The 22593-nt window shown below is 62.9% G+C and carries 22 protein-coding genes and 1 pseudogene; 11 read left to right on the top strand and 12 right to left on the bottom strand.

Annotated features, from left to right (window positions below):
• Positions 1 to 62 precede the first annotated feature (62 nt).
• The 5 genes and pseudogenes from AB7F49_RS08730 (at position 63) to AB7F49_RS08710 (ending at position 3895) form a co-directional block, all read left to right on the top strand.
• Positions 63 to 299, top strand: a complete 237-nt coding sequence (locus AB7F49_RS08730; RefSeq protein WP_428521445.1) for a hypothetical protein — start codon at positions 63 to 65, stop codon at positions 297 to 299.
• A gap of 169 nt (positions 300 to 468) precedes the next feature.
• Entirely contained in the window at positions 469 to 2901 is a 2433-nt protein-coding gene (gene gyrB, locus AB7F49_RS08725; protein WP_428521444.1) for a DNA topoisomerase (ATP-hydrolyzing) subunit B, read from the top strand.
• Positions 2902 to 2927: 26 nt separating this feature from the next.
• Positions 2928 to 3248: a hypothetical protein gene (locus tag AB7F49_RS08720; RefSeq protein WP_428521443.1), complete on the top strand. Its 321-nt coding sequence runs from the start codon at positions 2928 to 2930 to the stop codon at positions 3246 to 3248.
• Positions 3232 to 3435, top strand: a pseudogene (locus tag AB7F49_RS08715) (nucleotidyl transferase AbiEii/AbiGii toxin family protein); the annotation flags it as partial. The gene AB7F49_RS08720 and the pseudogene AB7F49_RS08715, both read left to right, overlap by 17 nt.
• Positions 3436 to 3484: 49 nt before the next feature.
• Positions 3485 to 3895, top strand: coding sequence for a nucleotidyl transferase AbiEii/AbiGii toxin family protein (locus AB7F49_RS08710; RefSeq protein WP_428521469.1), 411 nt, complete (start codon positions 3485 to 3487; stop codon positions 3893 to 3895).
• Here AB7F49_RS08710 and AB7F49_RS08705 read toward each other — a convergent pair.
• From AB7F49_RS08705 to AB7F49_RS08680, 6 genes are all read right to left on the bottom strand, one after another.
• Positions 3892 to 4869 (bottom strand): Bug family tripartite tricarboxylate transporter substrate binding protein, encoded by a 978-nt coding sequence (locus tag AB7F49_RS08705; protein WP_428521442.1) that lies wholly within the window; start codon positions 4867 to 4869, stop codon positions 3892 to 3894. The two genes, AB7F49_RS08710 and AB7F49_RS08705, sit on opposite strands and share 4 nt — an antisense overlap.
• Before the next feature lie 274 nt (positions 4870 to 5143).
• Positions 5144 to 6343: a benzoyl-CoA 2,3-epoxidase subunit BoxA gene (gene boxA, locus AB7F49_RS08700; protein WP_428521441.1), complete on the bottom strand. Its 1200-nt coding sequence runs from the start codon at positions 6341 to 6343 to the stop codon at positions 5144 to 5146.
• A 217-nt stretch (positions 6344 to 6560) separates the two neighbouring features.
• Complete coding sequence (gene boxB, locus AB7F49_RS08695) at positions 6561 to 8006, bottom strand: benzoyl-CoA 2,3-epoxidase subunit BoxB (RefSeq protein ID WP_428521440.1); 1446 nt, start codon at positions 8004 to 8006, stop codon at positions 6561 to 6563.
• Between the two features lie 23 nt (positions 8007 to 8029).
• Entirely contained in the window at positions 8030 to 9718 is a 1689-nt protein-coding gene (gene boxC / locus AB7F49_RS08690; protein WP_428521439.1) for a 2,3-epoxybenzoyl-CoA dihydrolase, read from the bottom strand.
• 154 nt (positions 9719 to 9872) lie between these two features.
• Entirely contained in the window at positions 9873 to 10688 is an 816-nt protein-coding gene (locus AB7F49_RS08685) for an alpha/beta fold hydrolase (RefSeq protein ID WP_428521438.1), read from the bottom strand.
• Positions 10685 to 11530: a helix-turn-helix transcriptional regulator gene (locus AB7F49_RS08680; protein WP_428521437.1), complete on the bottom strand. Its 846-nt coding sequence runs from the start codon at positions 11528 to 11530 to the stop codon at positions 10685 to 10687. The genes AB7F49_RS08685 and AB7F49_RS08680 overlap by 4 nt, the downstream gene beginning before the upstream one ends.
• Positions 11531 to 11726: 196 nt before the next feature.
• Between AB7F49_RS08680 and AB7F49_RS08675 the strand changes: the two genes are divergently transcribed.
• The 4 genes from AB7F49_RS08675 to arsC are packed head-to-tail and all read left to right on the top strand — an operon-like array spanning position 11727 to position 13738.
• A complete protein-coding gene (locus AB7F49_RS08675; RefSeq protein ID WP_428521436.1) occupies positions 11727 to 12122 on the top strand; it encodes an ArsR/SmtB family transcription factor in 396 nt (131 codons plus the stop codon).
• The gene (locus tag AB7F49_RS08670) at positions 12115 to 12642 is read left to right on the top strand and encodes an arsenate reductase ArsC (RefSeq protein ID WP_428521468.1); all 528 of its coding nucleotides are present in this window, start codon (positions 12115 to 12117) and stop codon (positions 12640 to 12642) included. The genes AB7F49_RS08675 and AB7F49_RS08670 overlap by 8 nt, the downstream gene beginning before the upstream one ends.
• The gene (locus tag AB7F49_RS08665; RefSeq protein ID WP_428521435.1) at positions 12642 to 13340 is read left to right on the top strand and encodes an aquaporin; all 699 of its coding nucleotides are present in this window, start codon (positions 12642 to 12644) and stop codon (positions 13338 to 13340) included. The genes AB7F49_RS08670 and AB7F49_RS08665 overlap by 1 nt, the downstream gene beginning before the upstream one ends.
• On the top strand, positions 13337 to 13738 hold the full coding sequence (gene arsC / locus AB7F49_RS08660) for an arsenate reductase (glutaredoxin) (RefSeq protein WP_428521434.1): 402 nt from the start codon (positions 13337 to 13339) through the stop codon (positions 13736 to 13738). The genes AB7F49_RS08665 and arsC overlap by 4 nt, the downstream gene beginning before the upstream one ends.
• Before the next feature lie 133 nt (positions 13739 to 13871).
• Here the strand turns inward: arsC and AB7F49_RS08655 are convergent, their stop codons facing one another.
• The 6 genes from AB7F49_RS08655 to AB7F49_RS08630 all read right to left on the bottom strand — a co-directional run bounded on the left by AB7F49_RS08655 (position 13872) and on the right by AB7F49_RS08630 (position 20287).
• Positions 13872 to 14585, bottom strand: coding sequence for an ABC transporter ATP-binding protein (locus AB7F49_RS08655; protein ID WP_428521433.1), 714 nt, complete (start codon positions 14583 to 14585; stop codon positions 13872 to 13874).
• Positions 14578 to 15345 carry an ABC transporter ATP-binding protein gene (locus AB7F49_RS08650; protein ID WP_428521432.1) on the bottom strand — a complete coding sequence of 256 codons (768 nt, stop codon included), beginning with the start codon at positions 15343 to 15345 and terminating at the stop codon, positions 14578 to 14580. Before AB7F49_RS08650 ends, AB7F49_RS08655 begins: the two co-directional genes overlap by 8 nt.
• The gene (locus AB7F49_RS08645) at positions 15338 to 16330 is read right to left on the bottom strand and encodes a branched-chain amino acid ABC transporter permease (RefSeq protein WP_428521431.1); all 993 of its coding nucleotides are present in this window, start codon (positions 16328 to 16330) and stop codon (positions 15338 to 15340) included. Before AB7F49_RS08645 ends, AB7F49_RS08650 begins: the two co-directional genes overlap by 8 nt.
• Positions 16327 to 17244, bottom strand: coding sequence for a branched-chain amino acid ABC transporter permease (locus AB7F49_RS08640; RefSeq protein WP_428521430.1), 918 nt, complete (start codon positions 17242 to 17244; stop codon positions 16327 to 16329). Before AB7F49_RS08640 ends, AB7F49_RS08645 begins: the two co-directional genes overlap by 4 nt.
• A 117-nt stretch (positions 17245 to 17361) precedes the next feature.
• The gene (locus tag AB7F49_RS08635) at positions 17362 to 18537 is read right to left on the bottom strand and encodes an ABC transporter substrate-binding protein (protein WP_428521429.1); all 1176 of its coding nucleotides are present in this window, start codon (positions 18535 to 18537) and stop codon (positions 17362 to 17364) included.
• Between the two features lie 136 nt (positions 18538 to 18673).
• Entirely contained in the window at positions 18674 to 20287 is a 1614-nt protein-coding gene (locus tag AB7F49_RS08630) for a benzoate-CoA ligase family protein (protein ID WP_428521428.1), read from the bottom strand.
• Between the two features lie 241 nt (positions 20288 to 20528).
• Here AB7F49_RS08630 and AB7F49_RS08625 point away from each other — a divergent pair, with 241 nt between their 5' ends.
• A complete protein-coding gene (locus AB7F49_RS08625) occupies positions 20529 to 21698 on the top strand; it encodes a cobalamin-independent methionine synthase II family protein (protein WP_428521427.1) in 1170 nt (389 codons plus the stop codon).
• Between the two features lie 44 nt (positions 21699 to 21742).
• Positions 21743 to 22564, top strand: a complete 822-nt coding sequence (locus tag AB7F49_RS08620; RefSeq protein WP_428521426.1) for a glutathione S-transferase family protein — start codon at positions 21743 to 21745, stop codon at positions 22562 to 22564.
• The last annotated feature ends 29 nt before the right edge of the window (positions 22565 to 22593 follow it).

Below are 22593 nucleotides of genomic sequence, written 5' to 3'. Positions count from 1 at the left end.
CAGGCTTTGACTCTGCGGAGGAGAGGAAGAGGGGACTCCGCGACGGAGAAAGGCTGGGCGATATGGCACGCAAGAAATCAGGACCGGAAGATATCAGCGACAAGCTGCACGAGGCGATCGACGGATTGCGCAAGGACGTGACGCGCGTGGAGATTTGGGCAACGGCGCTGGCCACATTCTCGCAGCCTGTTCCTGAGTACCGACTGAACGCCAAATTCGAGCTTGGCAAGGCCGGCGATACCGATCCCGACAGGAAAAATGACCCTGCCGAACCGCTGTCAAGCAAGCGCGAAAATTAATCGGGTTAGGGGCCTGCAAGGGGCCTATTTTTCAGCTCCGTGAAGGCTTGAAAATTGTTGATTTTCAATTACTTATGACACGCGAAATAGGCCTGTACGGCCCGGTTTTTTCGTGGCAAACGAATAGCCGTTCCCAGACACTTTTTCACGCTGATTCGAAGGCTGCCTGATGGCCGAGCCCGCCCGCCAGAACACTCCCGATCCGTCCGCCGGATATGACGCCGAGTCGATCAAGGTCCTGAAGGGCCTCGACGCCGTGCGCAAGCGGCCGGGAATGTATATCGGCGACACCGACGACGGCTCGGGCCTTCATCACATGGTCTATGAGGTCGTCGACAACGCGATCGACGAGGCCCTGGCCGGGCATGCGTCGGAGGTGCTGGTCAGGCTGAATCCTGACGGCTCCTGCACGGTGCACGACAACGGTCGCGGCATCCCGGTCGACATTCACAAGGGTGAAGGCGTGTCGGCGGCCGAGGTCATCATGACCCAGCTCCACGCCGGCGGAAAATTCGATCAGAATTCATACAAGGTTTCCGGCGGCCTGCATGGCGTCGGCGTCTCCGTGGTCAACGCGCTGTCGACCTGGCTCAAGCTCACGATCTGGCGCGACGGCGACGAATATTTCATGGAATTCCACGACGGCGTGGCGCAGGCACCGCTGAAGGTCGTCGGCAAGGCGGACGGCCGCAAGGGGACGGAAGTCACCTTCCTGCCCTCGCCCAACACCTTCACCATGGTCGAATTCGATTTCGCGACGCTCGAGCACCGGCTGCGCGAACTGGCCTTCCTGAATTCCGGGGTCACGGTGGTGCTGACCGACGCGCGTCACGCGGTCGAGAAGCGCGAAGAGATGCGCTACGACGGCGGCATCGAGGCCTTCGTCAAGTATCTCGACCGCAACAAGACACCGCTGATCCCGCAGCCGATCACGATCCGCGTCGAGCGCGACGGCATCACCGTCGAATGCGCGCTGTGGTGGAACGACAGCTACCACGAGAACGTGCTCTGTTTCACCAACAACATCCCGCAGCGGGATGGCGGCACGCATCTGGCCGGATTCCGCGGCGCGCTCACGCGCCAGGTGACGCAATATGCCGAGACCATGGGGTCGGCCCGCAAGGAGAAGGTCGACCTCACCGGTGACGATTGCCGCGAAGGTCTGACCGCGGTTCTTTCGGTCAAGGTCCCCGATCCGAAATTCTCCTCGCAAACCAAGGACAAGCTGGTCTCGTCCGAAGTGCGCCCGGTGGTCGAGAGCGTCGTCAATCAGGCGATGCAGGACTGGTTCGAAGTTCATCCGGGCGAAGCCAAGACCATCGTCGGCAAGGTGGTGGAAGCCGCCGCCGCACGCGAGGCCGCGCGCAAGGCGCGCGAATTGACCCGCCGCAAGGGCGCGCTCGACGTGTCGTCGCTGCCGGGCAAGCTCGCCGATTGTCAGGAACGCGATCCGGCCAAGTCCGAACTGTTCATCGTCGAGGGCGACAGCGCCGGCGGATCGGCGAAACAGGGCCGCAACCGCGAATTCCAGGCGGTGCTGCCGCTGCGCGGCAAGATCCTGAATGTCGAGCGCGCGCGCTTCGACAAGATGCTGTCCAGCCAGGAGATCGGCACCCTGATCACCGCGCTCGGCACCGGCATCGGGCGCGAGGAATTCAACCCCGACAAGCTGCGCTACCACAAGATCATCATCATGACCGACGCGGATGTCGACGGCTCGCATATCCGCACGCTGCTGCTGACATTCTTCTACCGGCAGATGGCGGACTTGATCGAGCGCGGCCATCTCTACATTGCTCAGCCGCCGCTCTACAAGGTGAACCGCGGCAAGTCCGAGCAATATCTGAAGGACGAGCGCGCGCTCGAGGATTATCTGATCGGCACCGGGCTCGAAGAAATGGTGCTCCGGGCGGCGAACGGCGTCGAACGCGCGGGAGCGGACCTGAAGCGGGTCATCGAGGAAGCGCGCATCGTACGCAACCTGCTGAACGGCCTGCACAGCCGCTATAACCGCAAGGTCGTCGAGCAGGCCGCGATCGCGGGCGTACTCACGCCGCAGATCACCAGCGATCCGGAGGCGGCAAGCGCGGCCGCTGCCTATATCGCACGGCGTCTCGACGCGCTCGCCGACGAAACCGAGCGCGGCTGGGTAGGCCGGTTCGACGAGGCCGGATTCCATTTCGAGCGGATGGTGCGCGGCGTCAAGGAATACGCCGTGATCGACCAGGCGTTGCTCGGCTCGGCGGATGCGCGCAAGCTCGACGAGCATGCGCCATCGCTGCAGGAGCTTTACGCCAAGCCCGGCTCGCTTCGGCGCAAGGACGAGACCATCGCGATCCACGGCCCGGTCGGCCTGTTCGACGCCGTCACCGCTGCCGGCCGCAAGGGCGTCACCTTGCAGCGCTACAAGGGTCTCGGCGAGATGAACCCCGATCAGCTGTGGGAAACCACCCTCGACATCAATGTCCGCTCGCTGCTGCAGGTGAAGGTGAAGGAAGGCGACGACGCCGACGACATTTTCAGCAAGCTAATGGGCGAACTGGTCGAGCCGCGCCGCGATTTCATCCAGGAGAACGCGCTGCAGGCCAGCGTGGACGCGTAGGCGGCTCCAAGGCCGGGGCGCGGGCGATGACAGATTTCGAGATTGCGTTGCCCGAGGCGCTCACGAAAGAGCTGGAGACGAAGTATTTCTGGTGGGAGCCTGTCGGCTCGCCACGCAGTTGTGCGCGCATCCTGGCTCAGGCGATGGATATGGCACCCTTTGAAGAGGTGCGCCGCCTTGAAACCGCGATCGGCGCCGGTGCGCTTGCCGACCTGATGTTGCATGCGCAGCCGGGCTGGTTGAGCGACCGGTCATGGGAATTCTGGCGCGGGCGCCTCGCGCTTGCCACCGGCCGTACGCTTCCTGAGGAGCCACCTCGGAGATCGTTCGATGCGCCGGCGCTTTGAACCGAGGCTGGACACCCTTCCGGACGCGCAAAAGAAGCTTTGGCCCCAACTCGGACCCGCGCGGAGACTGGATTTCGTCTTATATGGCGGCACCGCTGTGGCGCTTCATCTGGGCCATCGCAGTTCGATCGACTTCGATTTTTTCCGTTCTCAGCCGTTGGCCAAAGGCGATGTCGAACAGGCCTTTGCGTTCATGCATGGCGCAGAGACGCTTCAGGAGAGCGTCAAAACCCTCGTTGTCGACCGCGCAAACCTCCCATGGGTACGTGAAGAGTTCCTATTCCGGCGGCATGGGAATCGGGCGCATCAACAACCCGCTGGAAACCCAGGATTCGGTACTGCTGGTGGCCTCGCCTGAAGACCTGCTGGCGACAAAACTGAAAGCAATTCTCGATCGCGCGGAGGCGAAGGATTACAGCGACATCGCCGCGTTGCTGGCGTCCGGCGTATCGCTGGAGCGGAGCCTCAGCGGTTTCGCGCAGATGTATCATAGGGATCCTGCGCTCCCGCTGAGGGCCATGGGCTTCTTTCAGGACGGAGATTTGCCGTCGCTCCCGCAGCGTGAACGAGACGTGCTCCGTAACGCCAGAGACCGTGTGAAGGCAATTCCCGGACTGGCGATTACCTCCGGATCGCTCGCCGGCTAATTCGGCTTGATGTTCGCCGCCTTTGCCAGTTCGACCGTTGCGTTCACGTCGTCGTGGAAGAATTTCGTGAACGCGGCCTGGCTGCCGGGCAGCGGCTGTACGCCAAGCTGCGCAAAGCGTGTCTGCACGGCGGGCGCTTCCAGCGCCTTTGCGATTTCCCGATGCAGGCGTTCGACCACCGCCGACGGCGTGTTGGCCGGCACGAACACACCCGTGTAGAATGGATAGACCGATTCCGGCGGCAGCCCGAGCTCGACGGTAGTCGGCGTGTCCGGCAGTGCCGGAATCCGCTTGTGTGCACTGACCGCGAGCGGGACCAGCTTGCCGTCCTTGATCAGCGGCAGCGTCGTTGCGGTCAATTGCACGCTGAAATCCGAGCGGTCCGCCACCACGTCCGTCACCGCTTCGGCCGCGCCCTTGAACGGAAGGTGCTGCGCCTGGAAGCCCGCGGCCGTGCGCAAACGCTCCGCCCCGAAATGCGACGCCGATCCGACACCCACGGACGAATAATTCAGCAAGCCCGGCTTCGCCTTTCCGGCGGCGATCATGTCCTTGAGCGTCTTGTAGCCTTTGCCGGGCGAGGTGACGATCACCAGCGGCTGCTGCCCGAGCGCAATCACCGGGACGAAATCCTTGAACGTGTCGTAAGGCAGCTTCGAATGCATCGCATGTGCGGTGTTGAGTGCGCCATAGATCAGGATCGTATAGCCGTCCGCTGCGGACTTCGCGACCAGGTTGGCACCGATGGTTCCGCCGGCGCCGGGCCGGTTCTCGACAACGATCGGTTGCCCGACCTGCCTGCTCACCTGATCCATCACCACCCGCGCGACGATGTCGCTGGCGCTGCCGGCGCCAAGCGGCACCACGGCGGTGATGGGTTTCGCTGGCCAGTCCTGGGCAAAGGCTGCGCCTGCGGTCATGCAAAGCGCCAACATGGCGAGCGGGAACGCGCGCCGACCGAATCGGGTTTTCATGCGGGTCTTCCCCTGGGTTTCCTCGTTACTCACGGCTTGTGACGCCGGCGCATGGCTTACCGCCATGTCGTAGGGAGCAGCGTAGCATGCGCCAACCATGTCGTCATGGCCGGGCTTTAGACACATGTCATGCCCCGCGAAGGCGGGGCATCCCAGTATGCTCATGCCGGAATGTGATTGCTGGATCGCCCGCCGGAGCCTGTCATCGGGCCGCGCTTGGCGCGGACCCGTTGGCGGGCGATGACAGCCTAGCGAACGCCGCGGCTCGACGTGTCTAATACGTCTCGACGTGATAGCGGCCCTGCGCGCGCATGGCCTGGCGCAATTCGGCCCAGTCCATGCCGGAGCCGCGGCAGATATCGGCCAGCGCTTCGTCAACGCCGGCTTCCATGCCCTTCAGGCCGCAAATATAGATGTGCGTCTTTTCATGTTTCAGAAAAGTCGACACCTCGCCGGGCGTCGCACGCATGCGATCCTGCACATAGGTCTTCGGTTCTCCCGGCACGCGTGAATACGCAAAGAACTTGCGCAACAGGCCGTCCGGCACTTTCTGCAACGGCCCGAAATACGGCAACTCCTCGGGCCGCCGCGCGCCGAAAAAGATCATCATGCGCCCGGGCGCATCTCGCATGGTGCGGCGCCTGCGCTCGGTGAAGCCGCGGAACGGCGCCGAACCGGTGCCGGTGCAGATCATGATGATGTTGGCAGACGGATCGTCCGGCATCAGGAAGGTGGCGCCGAACGGCCCCGTCACCTGCACCCGGTCGCCCTTCTTCAGGTCGCACAAATAGTTCGAGCACAGCCCCTGCGGTTCGCGCTTGACGGTCAGCGCGAGATTGTTGTGCTTCGGCCGCTCGCCGTCGCGCGAACTGGCGACCGAATAGAGCCGGATCACATGCGGTTTGCCGCTGTGATCCGCACCCGGCGGGATGATGCCGATGCTCTGGCCTTCCAGCACCGGAAACGTGGTGTCGCCAAAATCGAGAATGATATGGCGGACGTCATTGTCCGCATCCGTTGCGGTCAGGCGGAAATTACCGGTGACGGTCGCCATCGCCGGCCGGCTGCGATTGTAGAGATTGATCGTCGGCTTGCTGGCGGATTTCGGTGCAATGCTCTTGCCGCCGCTGCCGGCATGAGCCTCCGCGATCAGCCTGGCCGCTTCGTCGTCTTCCGCCTCGGCTCCGGTCTCGCCTGCTGCAATCTCCTCCTGCGCCGGCAATTCCTCCCACCCGAACTGCTCCTCGACCGAATAGGCGCTCGCCACGATCCGCCAGTTGTCGATCGAGCCGGTCGGGCATGGCGATATGCAGTCGAGACAGAAATTGCACTTTGTCGCGTCGACGACATAGTTGTTGTCGTCGTGCGTGATCGCATCGACCGGGCAGGTTTCCTCGCAGGTGTTGCAACGGATGCAGATCTCGGGATCGATGAGATGCTGCTTGTGGGGTGATGGGGTTGTGGTTGCGTCCATGTGTCTGCTCGTGAGCGATGCACGGCGCTTCTTACCCTCCCCCTTGTGGGGAGGGTCGCCTGCTAGGCTAAGCGCAGCAGGCGGGGTGGGGGTAGCCGTTTCGAACTCCGGGGTGTCCTTGCGATCCAATCACTATCACCCCCACCCCGATCTCCTTCGCTGCGCTCAGTCGATCGGCCCTCCCCACAAGGGGGAGGGCAAGGGGTGTACATTGCAGCTACGCCGCGATCCTCACATATTCGAAATCGCCCGGCTTGTTGTCGATGCCGACCTTGGGCGGCGAGATCCAGCCGGCAAACTTGCCGGGTTCGATTACCGGCTTCATCAGCGCTTCGATGAAATCGCCGTCGGCCTTCGACGGCAGATAATTGTCGCGCTGCTTTGCCCATTCGGCATCGCTGAGAATGACGCCCGTCGGCGTGGCATGCACGTCCTTGAACTCGCCGACATGGCGATGGAAGGCGACATGCGGCAATTCGAGCCGGAAGTTCACGCCTGCCTTCTCGATCACCTTGTTCCAGCGTTCGACGCCCTTGGCGCAGTCCGCGGTGTAGTCATCACGCAGCCGCATGTTGAGTGCGGTCAGCGCCGGCTCGTCGACCCGCTTGATCTGGCCATCGACCATCTTCAGCACCGGATAGGTGTCGTTGGTGAGACGATGATCGTCCTGGATCCGGGTCTCCTGATAGCGGCCCTTGATGCCGTTGTTGTAGGCGTTGGCGGCGTTGGTCGAAACCTCGGAGCCGAACAGGTCGAGCGACAGCGAGTAATGCAGGTTCAGCTTCTTCTGGATGGTGGGCAGATCGATCACGCCGAGCTTGCGCACCTTCTCGATCTCGTTCGGATCCTCGATGCCGGCTTGCTTCATCGCCTCGCAGGTGCGCTGCACGGTGCGGGAGATGCCGGTCTCGCCGACGAACATATGATGCGCTTCCTCGGTCAGCATGAAGCGGCAGGTGCGCGACAACGGATCGAAGCCCGACTGTGCAAGGCTTTCGAGCTGCATCTTGCCGTCGCGGTCGGTGAAGAATGTGAACATGAAGAAGGACAGCCAGTCCGGCGTCGCCTCGTTGAAGGCGCCGAGCATGCGCGGCGCTTCGGCCGAGCCGGAACGGCGGCGCAGGAGATCATCGGCCTCTTCGCGGCCGTCGCGGCCGAAATACTTGTGCAGCAGATAGACCATCGCCCACAGATGGCGGCCTTCCTCGACATTGACCTGGAACAGGTTGCGCATGTCGTAGAGCGACGGCGCGGTCTTGCCGAGATGGCGCTGCTGTTCGACCGAAGCCGGCTCGGTGTCGCCCTGGATCACGATCAGGCGGCGCAGCAGCGCACGATGCTCGCCCGGCACTTCCTGCCACGCCGGCTCGCCGAGATGCTGGCCGAAATTGACCTTGCGGCCTTCTTCCGCGGGAGCAAGCAGCACGCCCCAGCGATAGTCAGGCATCTTCACGTAGTCGAACTTGGCCCAGCCCTTCGGATCGACCGAGACCGCGGTGCGCAGATAGACCAGCGATTGCTGGAAGCCTTCCGGTCCCATGTCCTGCCACCAGCTCAGATAGCCGGGATGCCAGGTCTCCAGCGCCTTCAGGACACGCGCGTCCTCGGTGAGCCCGACATTGTTGGGGATGCGGGTCGAGTAGTCGACATTCATGAAGTTCATGGGACGCTCCTCTGATTTCTTGCTTACACGCGCCGCGTATCGAATACCGGCTTCTGGCCGCTGCCATAACGGCGCAACGCGCCCTCCTCGCCAACCGCGTTCGGGCGCTGGAAGATCCAGTTCTGCCATGCGGTCAGGCGCGCAAAGATTTTCGATTCCATGGTCTCGGGCCCGCCAAAGCGCAGATTGGCTTCGAGGCCGGTAAGGCCGTCGGGCGAGAAGCTGGCGCGCTCTTCCAGGAAGATGCGGATCTCGTCGTCCCAGTCGATGTCGTCATAGGCGAAGGTGACGAGGCCGAGCTTTTCGGCTTCTTCCGCCTCCAGCATCGTGCCGATCGCGGCCTTCGCCTTGTCGAGCGAGGCCTTGTCATCAAGGAAGCGGCTCTCCAGACGGCTGATGCCGTTCGGCATCGGATAAGGTCCGAAATTGGCTTCGCTCAGCGCGATCGCGGCGGGTGCACGGTTGCCGCCATTGAGCTGACCGATCAGCATGTAGGAGCGGTCGCAGGCGAACGGGATCTCGGCGAGCGTGCCGGCGAAGCACGAGCCCGGCTCGATGATCGCGACCAAAGAGCGCGAGGTGAGATCGACGCGCTTCAGCACGCGCTTCCAGTACAGGCGGATCTCGCGCGCGAGCCAGTTCGACTGGTTGGCTTCGAGGAAGGCGTCATAGGCCAGCACCTGCGCCGGATCGCCTTCCGACTTGAAAACGATCACGGCGATCTCGCCCTCGTTGGTGCGCAGATCGAGGATTGCGTCGTCCAGTTCGCGAGCAAGCCGCAGCGGCCAGAATTCGGCGCCGAGCTTTGCCATTTCTTCGAGCGTTACCGGCGGCGGCAGATCGGGTCCGCGCAGCGTGATGGTGGCGGTGCGCGCCGGGCGGTCGATGGCCACGGTCACGGATTGATAGTCGCAGGTGTCGCCACTCCACTTCTTCTTCAGTGGGGTCAAAGCAATGCCGCTGATGCCAGATGGTCTGTCCGACCTTGCAGCGAACTCTCTTGCGCGGCTCGCGACGATCTCTTCCAGCTTCGGCGCCGCAACCACCTCGTCGACCAGGCGCCAGTCGACTGCGCGCTTGCCCTTGACCCCTTCTTCCGTCGTGCAAAATACGTCGGCGTGATCGCGGCGCACTTTTCTCTTGTCGGTGACGCGGGTTAGTCCGCCGGTACCGGGCAGCACCGCGAGCAGCGGCAGTTCGGGCAACGACACCGCCGACGAACCGTCATCCACCAGCATGATGTGATCCGCCGCCAATGCGAGTTCATAACCCCCGCCGGCGCACGATCCGGTCACGACGCAGATGGTCTTCTGCTTTGAATTTTCACTGGAATCTTCGATGCCGTTGCGGGTCTCGTTGGTGAATTTGCAGAAATTGACCTTGTCGGCATGGGTCGAACCCGCCAGCATGCGGATGTTGGCGCCGGCGCAGAACACGCGCGGCTTGCCGGACCGCAGCAGAATCACCTTCACCTCGGGATGTTCGAAGCGCAGCCGCTGCAGCGCGTCGGCAAGTTCGATGTCGACACCGAGGTCGTAGGAATTCAGCTTCAGAAGATATCCTTCGAACAGGCCGCCGTTCTCATCGACGTCCATCGCCAGCGTGGCGACATCGCCATCGACCGACAGTTTCCAATGCTTGTAGCGGGCGGGCTCGGTCTCAAAACCGATACGAGTCAAGCCGTTAGCAAGCTTGCGGGCGTGTTCTGCCATCCCTGAAATCCCGTTTTACGCTTGGTTTGTTGACATGCACTATAGTGCATGTTGGTCGAGAGTCCAGCGGAAACTTGGGACGTTTCCAAACCGACGCGCGCCGGCCCCGCCCTTCAAGACCGATCAAGATTCCGGCTTCGGCCCGTGGCCGCGATTATGCCGCAGACGCAGCGGTCTCGTGGCTCCGCAGGATGCGTCTGACGAAATCCGACACCATCTGCAGCGTGATGTCAGTCGCCTCGCGCGCGGGATTGTGTTTGACACCCGGCAGCAACGCGACGTCGACCGGGCAGTAGCATTCCTCCTGCGCGATCTCGATCTGGCGCACCGTGCCATATTGATCGTCCACCCCCTGCACGATCAGAATCGGCACACGGATGTAGGCAAGCTCCTCCGAAATATCCCATTGCCGGAAGTCGTTCTCGAGCCAGACATCATTCCAGCCACGGAACGCCACATCCACATTCGAGTGATATTTGGCGAGGCGCGTACGCAGATCGGCGCCGTTGTAGGCCTCGCGCGCCGCCGCGATCGATCTCACGCTGACATCTTCGACGATGAAGTGCGGAGCCATCAGCACCAGCCCGCGAACTCTGTGGTCCTGATGACTGCCGCCATAGATTGCCGCGATCGACGCACCGTCGCTGTGCCCGACCAGAATGCCACGCTGAAATCCGATCGCATCCAGCAAGCGCGGCAGGCTCTGACTTGCCTCTTCATGCATATAGGTGATCTGCCGCGGCAGCGGGACTGGCGATGATTTGCCATAACCGGCGCGCGAATAAACGAAAACGCCGCAGCCCGTCGCGGCCGCAAGCTTGTCCGGGAAGTCGCCCCACATGCCGACGCAGCCGAGCCCCTCGTGCAACATGACGAGCGTTGGCGCCGCATCCGGACGCGGCCCGATCATGCGATATTCCAGCGTTTCCGGGCCCAGATCGAGCAGCCCCTGATCGGCAAGCGCCGTCATTTCGTCCACTCCTGCACCAGGCGAAACAGCCGGTCGGCGCTTTGTTCGACCGTCAAGCCGGAGGTGTCGAGTTGCGCCTCGGCCTGGGCATAATCCTGCGAACGGGCTTCCAGGATGGCGACGAGATCGGCCATGGCCTCTCTGTTCTCGGACATCGGACGCATGTCGCCTTGCGCCATCACCCGGCTCATATGCTCCTGCGGTTGCGCCTTGACCCACACGGCATGCGCGCGGCGCAACAGCAGCGCATAGGTGTCCGGTGACGACACGATCCCGCCTGCGGTCGCGATCACAACCTTATCGTTGTTGCCAATTACCTTCTCCAGCGATGCGCGCTCATAGCGGCGGAAGGTCGAAACCCCCGACATCTCGATCAGCATGGAGATGTTGGCGCCGTATTCCTGCTCGACCACGCGATTGAGCTCCACGAACGGATAGCCCAGTCGTTGCGCGAGCATCTTGCCGAGCGTCGACTTGCCGGCGCCGCGCAAGCCCACAAGTGCAATCCGATTTGCGCGATCGGACTTCGCGCTTTGCAGGATGCGGTTTTCGATCAGTCCTTCAAGCGCGGGCCATTCCGACGGCGCGAGGCGGTTGACGAGTTCGACAATACGGCTCAGCCGTTCATGCCGGTCGTCGAGCGGAAGCAACTCGGTGATCGGGCTTTCCAGCGCATCCGCCACGGCCTTCAAAACGGTCAGCGAGGGATTGCCGTATCCGCCCTCGATCTGCGCCAGATAGCGCTCCGAAATGCCGGAATCGGCAGCCAGTTGGCGGCGCGTGATGCCACGGCGGGCCCGTCCACGACGCACCAGCCGCCCGACCGCCTCGGCGAAGGCCATGCTCGTAGAAGCCTGATTGCTCGGCCCGGGAGCAACCTTCTCGCGACGTTTTTCGTGAGTTTCGGACAAGAGGGCACCGTTCATGTTCTGACATGCACAATAGTGCACGCAATTCCATCCGCAACCCGGAAGCAGGCCCTCCTCGACTGAAGCAGGCCTCCTTGACTCTTGTCCATATGTCGAGAATTATCGACATATGGACTCGTCTGCCGCAATTCTCGCGCTTGCCGCGCTCGCGCAGCCGACACGGCTCGACGTGTTTCGCCTGCTGGTCAAGCATGAGCCGAAGGGGTTGCCGGCCGGCGACATCGCCAGGGGGCTGGCGGTGCCGCACAATACGATGTCCTCGCATCTCTCGATCCTGGAGCGTGCCGCTCTGATCGCATCCGAGCGGCAGGGCCGGTCGATCGTGTACCGAGCCAATCTCAACACGCTGCAGTCGATGACATTGTTCCTCTTGCAGGATTGTTGCGGCAGCGAGCCTTGGCTGTGCGCAGCGCTGATCGAATCGATCAAGCCGTGCTGCGCACCGAATGAAGAAAATGCCCGGGAGAAAACCCATGTCACGTCCCATGTCAGGTCCCATGTCTGATCGCGTGTTCAACGTCCTGTTCCTCTGCACCGGCAACAGCGCCCGCTCGGTCATCGCCGAGTCGATCCTGCGCAAGGAAGGGCGCGGACGCTTTCGTTCGTTTTCGGCGGGAAGCCAGCCGAAAGGCGAAATCAATCCTTACGCCCTCCGCGTGCTGGAGCGTGCCGAGTATCCGACCGACGGCCTGCGCTCGAAAAATTGGTCGGAGTTTGCGGCGGCGGACGCGCCCGTCATGGACTTTGTGTTCACCGTCTGCGACAGCGCCGCCGCCGAATCATGCCCGGTCTGGCCGGGCCAACCGATGAGCGCTCATTGGGGGATCGAGGACCCGGCCGCCGTGGATGGCACCGATCTCGAAAAGGAAGCCGCCTTCGTCAAGGCCCAACGCTACCTGAAGAACCGCATCGTCGCATTCGCCAACCTCCCGCTCGCGTCGATCGACCGACTCTCGCTCGGCGCCAGGCTGCGCGATATCGGCCGGCTCGACGGCTCGACATTCGGGCGCGAGAAGGCGAGTTGATGGCCGATTTCGATCTCCCGCGCCGGCTGGCTGCCGAAGCACTGGGAACCGGCCTCCTCGTCGCCACCGTCGTCGGCTCCGGCATCATGGCGGAGACGCTGACCAAGGATGTCGCGCTGGCGCTGCTTGGAAACACCTTGCCGACCGGCGCCATCCTGGTGGTGCTGATTACGATCCTCGGTCCGATCTCCGGCGCTCATTTCAATCCGGCAGTCACGCTGGTCTTCACGCTCAAGGGCGACCTGCCGATACGCGAGGGCGTGCTGTACGGGGCCGCGCAGATCGCAGGCGGCATCGCCGGCACCCTGGCTGCGCATCTGATGTTCGCGCTGCCCCTGATCGATTTTTCGCTCAAGACCCGCAGCGGCGGCCCGCAATGGTTCGCCGAAGGCGTTGCTGCGTTCGGGCTAGTCGCCACGATACTTGCGGGCATCCGCTTCCAGCGCGATGCGGTACCGTGGCTGGTGGGCCTCTACATCACCGCGGCCTACTGGTTCACGGCGTCCACGTCGTTTGCGAATCCGGCGGTCGCGATCGCGCGATCACTCACCAACACATTCTCCGGCATCCGGCCGGCCGACCTGCCCGGGTTCATTCTCGCCGAACTGTCCGGAGCCGTGATTGCCCTGCTGCTCATGTCATGGTTGCTGCGCACCAGCCGGGTCGCCGACCCGATACCGCAGGAGGCCAAGCTGTGACCGTCACGATCTATCACAACCCGAATTGCGGCACCTCGCGCAACACGCTGGCGATGATCCGGCAAAGCGGCGAGGAACCGTTGGTGATCGAATATCTGAAGACCCCGCCGAGCCGCGAGCGCCTGGTCGAGTTGCTGCGCAAGATGGATATGAGACCGCGCCAGCTTCTCCGCGAAAAGGGCACGCCCTATGCGCAGCTTGGTCTGGCCGATCCGAAATGGACCGACGACGAACTGATCGATTTCATGATGACGCACCCGATCCTGATCAATCGGCCGATCGTGGAAACACCGAACGGCACGCGCCTGTGCCGGCCGTCGGAGACCGTGCTGGAGATCCTGCCGAATCCGGAGATCGGGCGTTTCACCAAGGAGGATGGCGAGGTAGTGGGCGGGTAGGCGCAATCTCCCGCTCATTCCCGCGGAAGCGGGAATCCAGCGCCAATTTATCTAAAGGTCCATGGCCGAACCACCGCGCTGGGTCCCCGCCTTCGCGGGGACGAGCGGCCGAAACACAGAGGCACGAAGCGCCTCAAACCCCGAGATAGCGGTGCTGCACATCCGGCGCGGCGCCGAGTTCCTTCGACGTTCCGCTCCACACCGTGCGACCGCGCTCGATCATGTAGTGCCGGTCGGCGATGGCAATCAGGGCCGCCACATTCTTGTCGATGACAAGGATCGACTGCCCGGCCTGTTTCAGCCGTGTCAGGCATTGCCAGATTTCCTGGCGGATCAAGGGTGCCAATCCCTCGGTCGCTTCATCGAGAATCAGCAGCCGCGGATTGGTCATCAGCGCCCGCCCGATGGCGAGCATCTGCTGCTCGCCGCCGGAGAGAAGATTGCCCATCTGCGACGCGCGCTCGGCAAGGCGCGGGAAGAGCTCGATCACCGTTTCATAGGTCCAGGGGCTGGAGGAACCGGAAGTATTGGCAGCGGTCGCGATCAGGTTCTCGCGCACCGTAAGATTCGGAAAAATCTGGCGCCCTTCCGGCACCAGCCCGACGCCCATCTTCGCCACGCGATAGGACGGAAAGCCGCGGATATCCCTGCCTGCGAAACGGATGACGCCGGCGCGCGCCGGCGTCAGCCCCATGATCGAGCGTACGGTCGTGGTCTTGCCCATGCCGTTGCGACCCATCAGCGTGACCATCTCGCCCGCGGCGATGGCGAGCGAAAGCCCGAACAGCACCTGGCTGCGGCCGTAGCAGGTCTCGATGCCGGAGAGTTCAAGCAGCGTGTCAGCCATCGGCCACCACCGCTTCCTGCTCGCCGAGATAGGCCTGCCGGACATCCGCATTGGCACGGATTGCGTCCGGCAAGCCGGTCGCGATCACACGGCCATAGACCAGCACCGAGATGCGATCGGCGAGCGCGAACACCACCTCCATATCGTGCTCGATCAGGAGGATCGTGTATTGCTTCTTCAGCTCGAGCAGCGTTTGCACCATGGCTGCGGATTCTTCCGGGCCCATTCCGGCCATCGGCTCGTCGAGCAACAGCATGCGCGGCCTGGTGGCGAGCGCCATCGCGATCTCAAGCTGGCGATGCTCGCCATGGCTCATGCTCGACACCACGGTGTCGGCGCGATGCGAGAGGCCGACACGATCGAGCGCGGCACGCGCGGGGGCACGCAATTCTTCCTCGCCGCGAGCCTCGCGCCAGAAATGGAACGAGTGACCGGCATGCGCCTGCACCGCGAGCGCAACATTGTCGAGCGCGGTGAAGTCCTGAAACAGCGAGGTGATCTGGAACGAGCGCGCCAGCCCCATTATCGAGCGCTGGTAGGTCGGCAGCGCGGTGATGTCGCGGCCGGCAAAGACGATGGTGCCGCTATTGGGGTCGATCTCGCCGGTCAGCTGGCCGATCAGCGTGGTCTTGCCGGCACCGTTCGGACCGATGATCGCGTGCAGTTCGCCCTGAGGCACCGACAGCGTGATCCCGTCGGAGGCCAGCACGCCGCCGAAGCGTTTGGTAATGCCGTTGATGGCGAGCAGCGGTTCAGCCACGGCGGATTTTCTCCAGCAGTCCGTCGATGCCGCCCCGCGCGAACAGCACGACCAGCAGCAGCATGGGACCGAGAATCAGCGCCCAGTATTCCTTGGCCGCGACCACCGGCTTTCCCGTGATGAATTCGCCTACCGCGCCGATCATGCCCGGCAGGGTCTCTTCCAGCACCAGCAGCGCCACCGCACCGATCACGGGGCCCAGCACCGAACCCATGCCGCCCAGCACCGCCATCACGATCAGGTCGCCCGAGCGGGTCCAGTGCATCATGGCCGGGCTGACGAAGTCGGTCTGGTTGGCGAGCAGGATTCCGGCGAGCCCGCACAGCACGCCCGCGATCACGTAGCAGGTCAGCCGATAGCGATAGGCCGGAAAGCCGATCGCGCGCATGCGGCGCTCGTTGGAACGTGCCCCCTGGATCACCATGCCGAAGCGCGAATTGACGATGCGCCAGACAAGGTAGCAGGTCGCCATCAGACACACGAAACAGAGATAATAGAAGGTGGTCTTGTCGGACAGATTGATCAGCCCGGCAAAGTCGCTGCGCTGATAGATCGTCAACCCGTCATCGGCGCCGTAGCGGTCAAGGCTGACGCCGACATAATAGATCATCTGCGCGAAGGCGAGCGTGATCATGATGAAATAAACGCCGCGCGTGCGCAGCGACAGGGCGCCGGTCGCGAGCGCGAACAGCGCGCAGGCGATCAGGGCGACGGGCCACTGGATGAAGCCGGAATTGATGCCTTCATGCGCCAGGATACCGACCGCGTAACCGCCGATTCCCAGATACGCGGCATGGCCGAAACTGACCATGCCACCGAAGCCCATGATCAGATTGAGGCTGACCGCGGCGATCGCGAGGATGACGATGCGGGTGAACAACGTCATGATGAAGACGTCGCCGGTCATCTGCGAGTAGACCGGGATCAGCGCGAGGAACAGCAGCAGCGCGCCGACCAGGATATTGCGGACGGTCAGCGCCTTCATTTGCTGGCCGCAGGAAACAGTCCCTCCGGCCGCACGACCAGAATGACCGCCATCACCAGATAGATCAGCATCGAGGACAGCGCCGGGCCCGCGGTCGAGGCAGCCGCGTTCGACAGGAACAGCTTCAGCACGTCGGGCAGGAAGGCGCGCCCGACCGTGTCGATCATGCCGACCAGGATCGAGGCGACGAAGGCGCCGCGGATCGAGCCGATCCCGCCGATGATGATGACCACGAAGGCAAGGATCAGGATGTTTTCGCCCATGCCGATCTGCACGGTCAGGATCGGCGCCTGCATCATGCCCGCCAGGCCTGCGAGCGCCGCGCCCATGCCGAACACAAAGGTGTAGAGCAGCTTGATGTTGATGCCGAGCGCGCCGATCATCTCTCGGTTTGACGCGCCGGCGCGGATCAGCATGCCGACACGGGTGCGCATCACCACGACATACAGGAGAAACGCAACCGTGAGCGCCACGGTGATGATCATCAGCCGGTAGGTCGGGTAAAAGACGCCGGGGAATATCTCGAAGCTGGTATTGAGCCAGGCCGGCAGCGGCAGGCTCATCCCGGCGGGTCCCCAGACCAGCCGGACGAACTCGTTGAAGAACAGCAGCAGGCCGAAGGTCGCGAGCACATGGTCGAGATGGTCGCGGCCATACAGCCTGCGCAGCGCGATGACCTCCACCGCCATGCCGACGGCGAGCGTCGCGACCAGCGCCAGAATGACGGCGAACACGAAGCTGCCGGTCAGCGCGGCGAAGGTCGCGGCGAAATACGCGCCGATCATGTACAGCGAACCATGCGCGAGGTTCACCAGATCCATGATTCCGAAGACCAGCGTCAGGCCGGCTGCCAGAAGAAACAGCAGCAGGCCGAATTGCAGGCCGTTCAGGGACTGTTCGATGAAGAGAAGCATTGCCCTGAATGCCGCCCCCCGCGGCGCAGAGTGGAGTGTCGAGGATTCTTCGAAGAGGCCGTGCAAGAAAAAGGCCGGATTGCGGGTCGCGCACCCGCCGTCCGGCCGTCTAGCACATCACCACTTCATCGGGCACTTGTCGTGGAAACGGTCCTGACTGTCCTTGACGATGGTGGCGACCGTCTTGAGGCCAAGCGTGCCGTCTTCCTTCTTCACCACATCCTGAAGGTAGAAATTCTGGATCGGGATATGGTTGTTGCCGTACTTGAACGGCCCGCGCACCGACGGGAAGTTCGCCTTGCGCATCTCGTCGCGCATGGCGTCCTTCTTGCTGAGGTCGCCCTTCACCGCCGTCACCGCGCTGTTGATGAGCTGGGCAGCGTCATAGGCCTGTGAAGCGTAGAACGAGGGCGAGGTCTTGTACTTGGCGCGGAAATCCGCGACGAACTTCTTGTTTGCGTCAAACGGCAGGTCGTTGACCCATTGCTGCGCACCGGGCACGCCCAGCGCGAGATCCTTCTGCAGCGGCAGCGACAATTCGTCGATGGTGAAGGCGGTGTAGAGCGGGATCTGGCCCTTCAGGCCCTGCTGCGCATATTGCGTGAGGAACTGCACGCCGGCCGCACCCGGATAGAACACGAATACCGCGTCGGGCTTGGCGGCGCGCGCCTTCGACAATTCGGCCGAGAAATCCAGCTGGTCCGGCCACTTCGTCAGATCCTGACCAACCACCTTGCCCTTGAAGGTCGACTGAACGCCCGACAGCATGTCCTTTCCGGCGGCATAGTTCGGACCGATCAGATAGACCGACTTCACCCCCTTCTGGTTCATGTATTCGCCGACGGCCTGCGGCGTCTGGTCGTTCTGCCAGGAGGTCGAGAACACATAGGGCGAGCAGAGCTGGCCGGCGAGTTGCGACGGGCCGGCATTGGCGACCACGGTCAGCGTCTTGGAATCGACGATCGGCTTCAGCGAGGCGAGCAGCACGTTCGACCAGATATAGCCGGCGATGAAGTCGACCTTGTCGGATTCGATCAGCTTCTCGGTCTTCTGCTTGCCGACGTCCGGCTTCAGCGTGTCGTCTTCGTAGATCACCTCGACCGGACGGCCGCCGATCTTGCGCCCCATATGGTCGAGCGCGAGCTCGAAGGCGTTGCGCATGTCATTGCCGATCACCGCGGTGGGGCCGGAAAAGGTCGAGACGAACCCGATCTTGATGGGTTTGTCCTGGGCCAGGGCCGGCCCAGCGGCGAGCGCGAGCGCCGCGCCGGCTGCAATCAATGATCTCTTCATGTTCAGTTCCTCCTTTATTGGGCCGCCCGCTTGAGCATGCCTTTCATCCTATTGAACTGTTCCGGTAACCGGAAGCCCCGTGGCCGCGCGACATTGCGCTGCGGTTAAGGCGCGAGCCCAGTCGCTGGTCTTTCTCTCAACCTCCCGGCCCTTCCGCGCGCAGCCGGAAACGCTGGATTTTGCCGGTCGCCGTCTTCGGCAGATCGGCGCGAAACTCGATCCAGCGCGGATATTTGAACGGTGCGAGCATCGCCTTGACATGATCCTGCAGGACCCGGGCGAGCGCATCGCAGGCCTTGCCCTGCTCCTTCAGCACGACAAAGGCTTTCGGCTTGATCAGCCCGTCGCCGTCGAGCCATGCGACCACGGCGCATTCCAGCACGTCGGCATGGCTCTGCAGCGCGCCTTCCACCTCGAAAGGCGACACGTAGAGGCCGGAGACCTTCAGCATGTCGTCATTGCGGCCGCAATAGACGAAGTAGCCTTCCTCATCCTGCAGATATTTGTCTCCCGAGCGCGTCCATTCGCCCATGAAAGTGTGACGCGAGCGCTCGCGGTTGTTCCAGTACATGATCGCGCTGCTCGGCCCGTTGATCAGGAGTTCGCCCATCTCGCCCGGCTTCACGGGCTGGCCGTGCTCGTCGATCAGCTTGAGCATGTAGCCCGGAACCGGCTTGCCGGTGGTACCGTATTTCGTGGCGCCGGGCGCATTGGACAGAAAGATATGCAGCATCTCGGTCGAGCCGATGCCGTCGAGGATGTCGCATCCGTAGGTCTCGCTCCAGCGCCTGCCGACATCGGCCGGCAAGGCTTCGCCCGCGGACACGCAGCGGCGGAACGACGTCAAGGCCGGCGAAATTGCCGACGAACTCGCAAGATACCCCGCATAGAAGGTCGGCACGCCATAGAACACGGTGACGCGATGCTTGCGCAACAGACCGGTCACGCTGTCCGGCGTCGGCCGCTCCTCCATCAGTACCGTGGTGGCGCCGGCCGACATCGGGAAGGTCAGGGCGTTGCCAAGTCCATAGGCAAAGAACAGCTTGGCCACCGAATAGCAGATGTCGTCCTCGCGAAGATCGAGAATCGGCGCGGCGTAAAGATCGTTGGTCAGCTTCAGGCTCGCATGAACATGCACCGCGCCTTTCGGCTTGCCGGTCGAGCCCGAGGTGTAGAGCCAGAAGGCGATGTCGTCGCGGGTGGTCGGGGCGGTGTAGTCTTCGGGCTGGGTCTCGGCCAGAGCATCGACCAGACACTCGTGGCCAAACGTCTCGGCGCCGTGCACGATCACATGTTCGAGGTCCGGCAATTTGCCGATCAGATTTCTGAATTTCGGGTACAATTCCTCCGACACCACCAGCATCCGGGCGCGGCTGTCGGATAGCATGAACGCGTAGTCGCTCTCGGTCATCAGGGTATTGACCGGAACGGCGATCACGCCCGCCTTCAATGCGCCGAGAAAGACGATCGGCCACAGCACGTCATCCAGCATGCACATCAGAATGCGTTCTTCGCGCCGGATGCCCTTGGCGCGCAGCAGCGTTCCAAATGATGCCGCCTCCAATGCGAGCTTTTCGTAGGTAAGGACAACGTGCGAATCGATGAAGGCCGGCTTCCCGGCACGGCCCGCGGCGAGATTCGATTCAAGAATGTCGGCAGCGAAATTGTAGTCGCGCGGGATTTCGCGGGGCCGGTGCGTCCCGGTGATATCGTGACGTCCGAGCGACGCCGCTGCCGCAGCCTGAGCCATGTCGATCCCGCTTGTCGTTCCCGCTTGCCGGCTTCTTGTTATGTCCGGCGATGTCCGGCCGGACCAGTTCGATCCATTCCAAACATGAACTATAATGCATGCCGCGTTTGGTCCGTCAATTCCCGGCCGCAAACCGGCGCCAAGCCGTTGGATCCTCATCGATTTTTGTGCCGGATCGCGATCGTGCTAGGCCGATGGAAACGACGATTCACGATTGAAATCGCCCGGGAGACAACGACCGATGCTGACCAGCCGCGACCGCATCCTGACCACCCATGTCGGCAGCCTGCCGCGCAACGACAAGCTCACTGACCTGCTGATCCGGCGAGAGGCGGGCGAAGCGATCGACAAGGCGCTGCTTTCCGCCGAAATGGACCGGGCGGTAAACGAGGTCGTGGCGAAGCAGAAAGCTGCGGGCATCGATATCGGCAACGACGGCGAGCAGCAACGGGTCGGCTTTCAGACCTATGTGCCGGAGCGCATGTCGGGCTTTGCCGGCGAGTCCAAACGCAAGGTCGGCAAGGATTTTGCGGAAACGCCCGAACTGATCGAACAGTTCATGCGCCGCTTTCCCCGGCGCGGAAAAATTTCAAACGCACCGCAGGCACAGGCCGAGGTCAAGTATCACGACGTCGGCCAGATCAAGGACGAGATCGCCCGCTTCCGCCGTTGCGCACCGAAGGGCACCTTCGCGGAAGACTTTGCCACCGCACCCTCGCCGGGCATCGTCGCAACCACGCTGCAGAATGTGTTCTACGATAGCCACGAAAAGTATCTGGACGCGCTCGCGCGCGAATTGCGCCACGAATACATGGCGATCCATGACGCAGGACTGATCCTGCAGATCGACGCGCCCGATCTTGCGATGGAACGCACCATGATGTTCCAGGACCTGTCCGAGGCAGAATTCGTGAAGATGTGCGAATTGCATCTGCATGCGATTAACAAGGCGGTGGAGGGAATCCCGCGCGACCACTGGCGGCTGCATGTATGCTGGGGCAACTGGGAAGGCCCGCACGAGCACGACGTGGCGCTCGGCACCATCCTGCCGGTCCTGAATGCCACCACGGCCGGCGCGCTCTCGATTGAATTTGCCAATCCGCGCCATGCCCATGAATACGACGCAATCAGGAAAGCCGGCTGGCCGAAGGACATGATCCTCATTCCCGGGGTGATCGAATCGACCAGCAATTTCGTCGAGCATCCCGAGGTGGTGGCGCGGCGGATCGCCGAAGCGGTTGCCGTGGTCGGCGACCGCGAGCGCGTCATCGCCTCGACCGATTGCGGCTTCGGCACCTTCGCCGGCCGCGAATGGGTCGCGGGCTCCGTGGTGTGGAAGAAGCTGAAGGCGCTGCGCGAGGGGGCAGATATCGCATCGGGCAGACTGTGGGGCAAAAGGAGCGCGGCGTAGAGAGCTCGTGTGCCCCGGATGCAGGCGGCAGAAAGCGGGTAGCGATGATCATACTCTACGATTTCGGCAACTCTGTCTGCTGCCAGAAGGTGCGCATCACACTGCGCGCGAAAGGTCTGGAGTGGCGGTCCGTCAGGGTCGACCTGTTCAAGGGCGAGCAATACGACCCAGAATATCTGAAATACAATCCGAAAGGCGTGGTTCCGACCCTCGTGCATGACGGCACGCCAGTCATCGAATCGACGCTGATCTGCGAATACCTCGACGACACCTTTCCCGACCCGCCGCTGGTCCCGAAGGAACCGGCGCAGCGCGCGCGCATGCGCCTGTGGAGCAAGATGGTGGACGAAGGCCTGTTCGAAGGCGTGGCCGAGATCAGCTTCTCCGCGATGTTTCGCGAAAAGATGAAACACATCGGGCCGGAGCTGCGCGAGAAGCGCTACCGCAATGTCGGCGATCCGCGCCGGCGGGACCGGGTCAGGTCGACCTACGAACACGGCGTGCAGTCGCCGTTCGTGCTGCATGCGGTCTATGCCTATGAGAAGGCGTTCAGGCTGCTCGAGCAGACGCTTGCGGCGGGCGGTCCCTGGGTGGTCGGCAAGAACCCGACGCTCGGCGACATCAGCCTGATGCCCTTTGCCGCACGGCTGGACTACCTCGGTTTGCTGGATCTCTGGACCGCGGACCGGCCGCATGTGCAGCAATGGTGGGCCATGGCGCGCGAATGGCCGAGCTTCAAATCCGGCCTCTCAGATCTGCTTTCGGAGGCGGAATTTGCGGATATGAAATTCCACGGCCCCTCGATCCGCGACGATCTGAAGGGGCTGCTGGAGGGGCTGCGAAGGGACATGGCGGCCCCGCGGTGACGGCGCTATAACACGCGTACCAACGGGTG

The sequence above is a fragment of the Pseudorhodoplanes sp. genome, from assembly GCF_050250235.1.
Classification (GTDB): domain Bacteria; phylum Pseudomonadota; class Alphaproteobacteria; order Rhizobiales; family Xanthobacteraceae; genus Pseudorhodoplanes.
Note: the sequence above shows the minus strand (reverse complement) of the source record. Positions and strands in the feature narration are given on the sequence as shown.

Bases quoted from the DNA above. Each gene is read 5' to 3' on its own strand.
- AB7F49_RS08730 (WP_428521445.1), top strand. From the start codon at position 63: ATGGCACGCAAGAAATCAGGACCGGAAGATATCAGCGACAAGCTGCAC.
- gyrB (WP_428521444.1), top strand. From the start codon at position 469: ATGGCCGAGCCCGCCCGCCAGAACACTCCCGATCCGTCCGCCGGATAT.
- AB7F49_RS08720 (WP_428521443.1), top strand. From the start codon at position 2,928: ATGACAGATTTCGAGATTGCGTTGCCCGAGGCGCTCACGAAAGAGCTG.
- AB7F49_RS08705 (WP_428521442.1), bottom strand. From the start codon at position 4,869: ATGAAAACCCGATTCGGTCGGCGCGCGTTCCCGCTCGCCATGTTGGCG.
- boxA (WP_428521441.1), bottom strand. From the start codon at position 6,343: ATGGACGCAACCACAACCCCATCACCCCACAAGCAGCATCTCATCGAT.
- boxB (WP_428521440.1), bottom strand. From the start codon at position 8,006: ATGAACTTCATGAATGTCGACTACTCGACCCGCATCCCCAACAATGTC.
- boxC (WP_428521439.1), bottom strand. From the start codon at position 9,718: ATGGCAGAACACGCCCGCAAGCTTGCTAACGGCTTGACTCGTATCGGT.
- AB7F49_RS08685 (WP_428521438.1), bottom strand. From the start codon at position 10,688: ATGACGGCGCTTGCCGATCAGGGGCTGCTCGATCTGGGCCCGGAAACG.
- AB7F49_RS08680 (WP_428521437.1), bottom strand. From the start codon at position 11,530: ATGGCCTTCGCCGAGGCGGTCGGGCGGCTGGTGCGTCGTGGACGGGCC.
- AB7F49_RS08675 (WP_428521436.1), top strand. From the start codon at position 11,727: ATGGACTCGTCTGCCGCAATTCTCGCGCTTGCCGCGCTCGCGCAGCCG.
- AB7F49_RS08670 (WP_428521468.1), top strand. From the start codon at position 12,115: ATGTCTGATCGCGTGTTCAACGTCCTGTTCCTCTGCACCGGCAACAGC.
- AB7F49_RS08665 (WP_428521435.1), top strand. From the start codon at position 12,642: ATGGCCGATTTCGATCTCCCGCGCCGGCTGGCTGCCGAAGCACTGGGA.
- AB7F49_RS08655 (WP_428521433.1), bottom strand. From the start codon at position 14,585: ATGGCTGACACGCTGCTTGAACTCTCCGGCATCGAGACCTGCTACGGC.
- AB7F49_RS08645 (WP_428521431.1), bottom strand. From the start codon at position 16,330: ATGAAGGCGCTGACCGTCCGCAATATCCTGGTCGGCGCGCTGCTGCTG.
- AB7F49_RS08640 (WP_428521430.1), bottom strand. From the start codon at position 17,244: ATGCTTCTCTTCATCGAACAGTCCCTGAACGGCCTGCAATTCGGCCTG.
- AB7F49_RS08635 (WP_428521429.1), bottom strand. From the start codon at position 18,537: ATGAAGAGATCATTGATTGCAGCCGGCGCGGCGCTCGCGCTCGCCGCT.
- AB7F49_RS08630 (WP_428521428.1), bottom strand. From the start codon at position 20,287: ATGGCTCAGGCTGCGGCAGCGGCGTCGCTCGGACGTCACGATATCACC.
- AB7F49_RS08625 (WP_428521427.1), top strand. From the start codon at position 20,529: ATGCTGACCAGCCGCGACCGCATCCTGACCACCCATGTCGGCAGCCTG.
- AB7F49_RS08620 (WP_428521426.1), top strand. From the start codon at position 21,743: ATGATCATACTCTACGATTTCGGCAACTCTGTCTGCTGCCAGAAGGTG.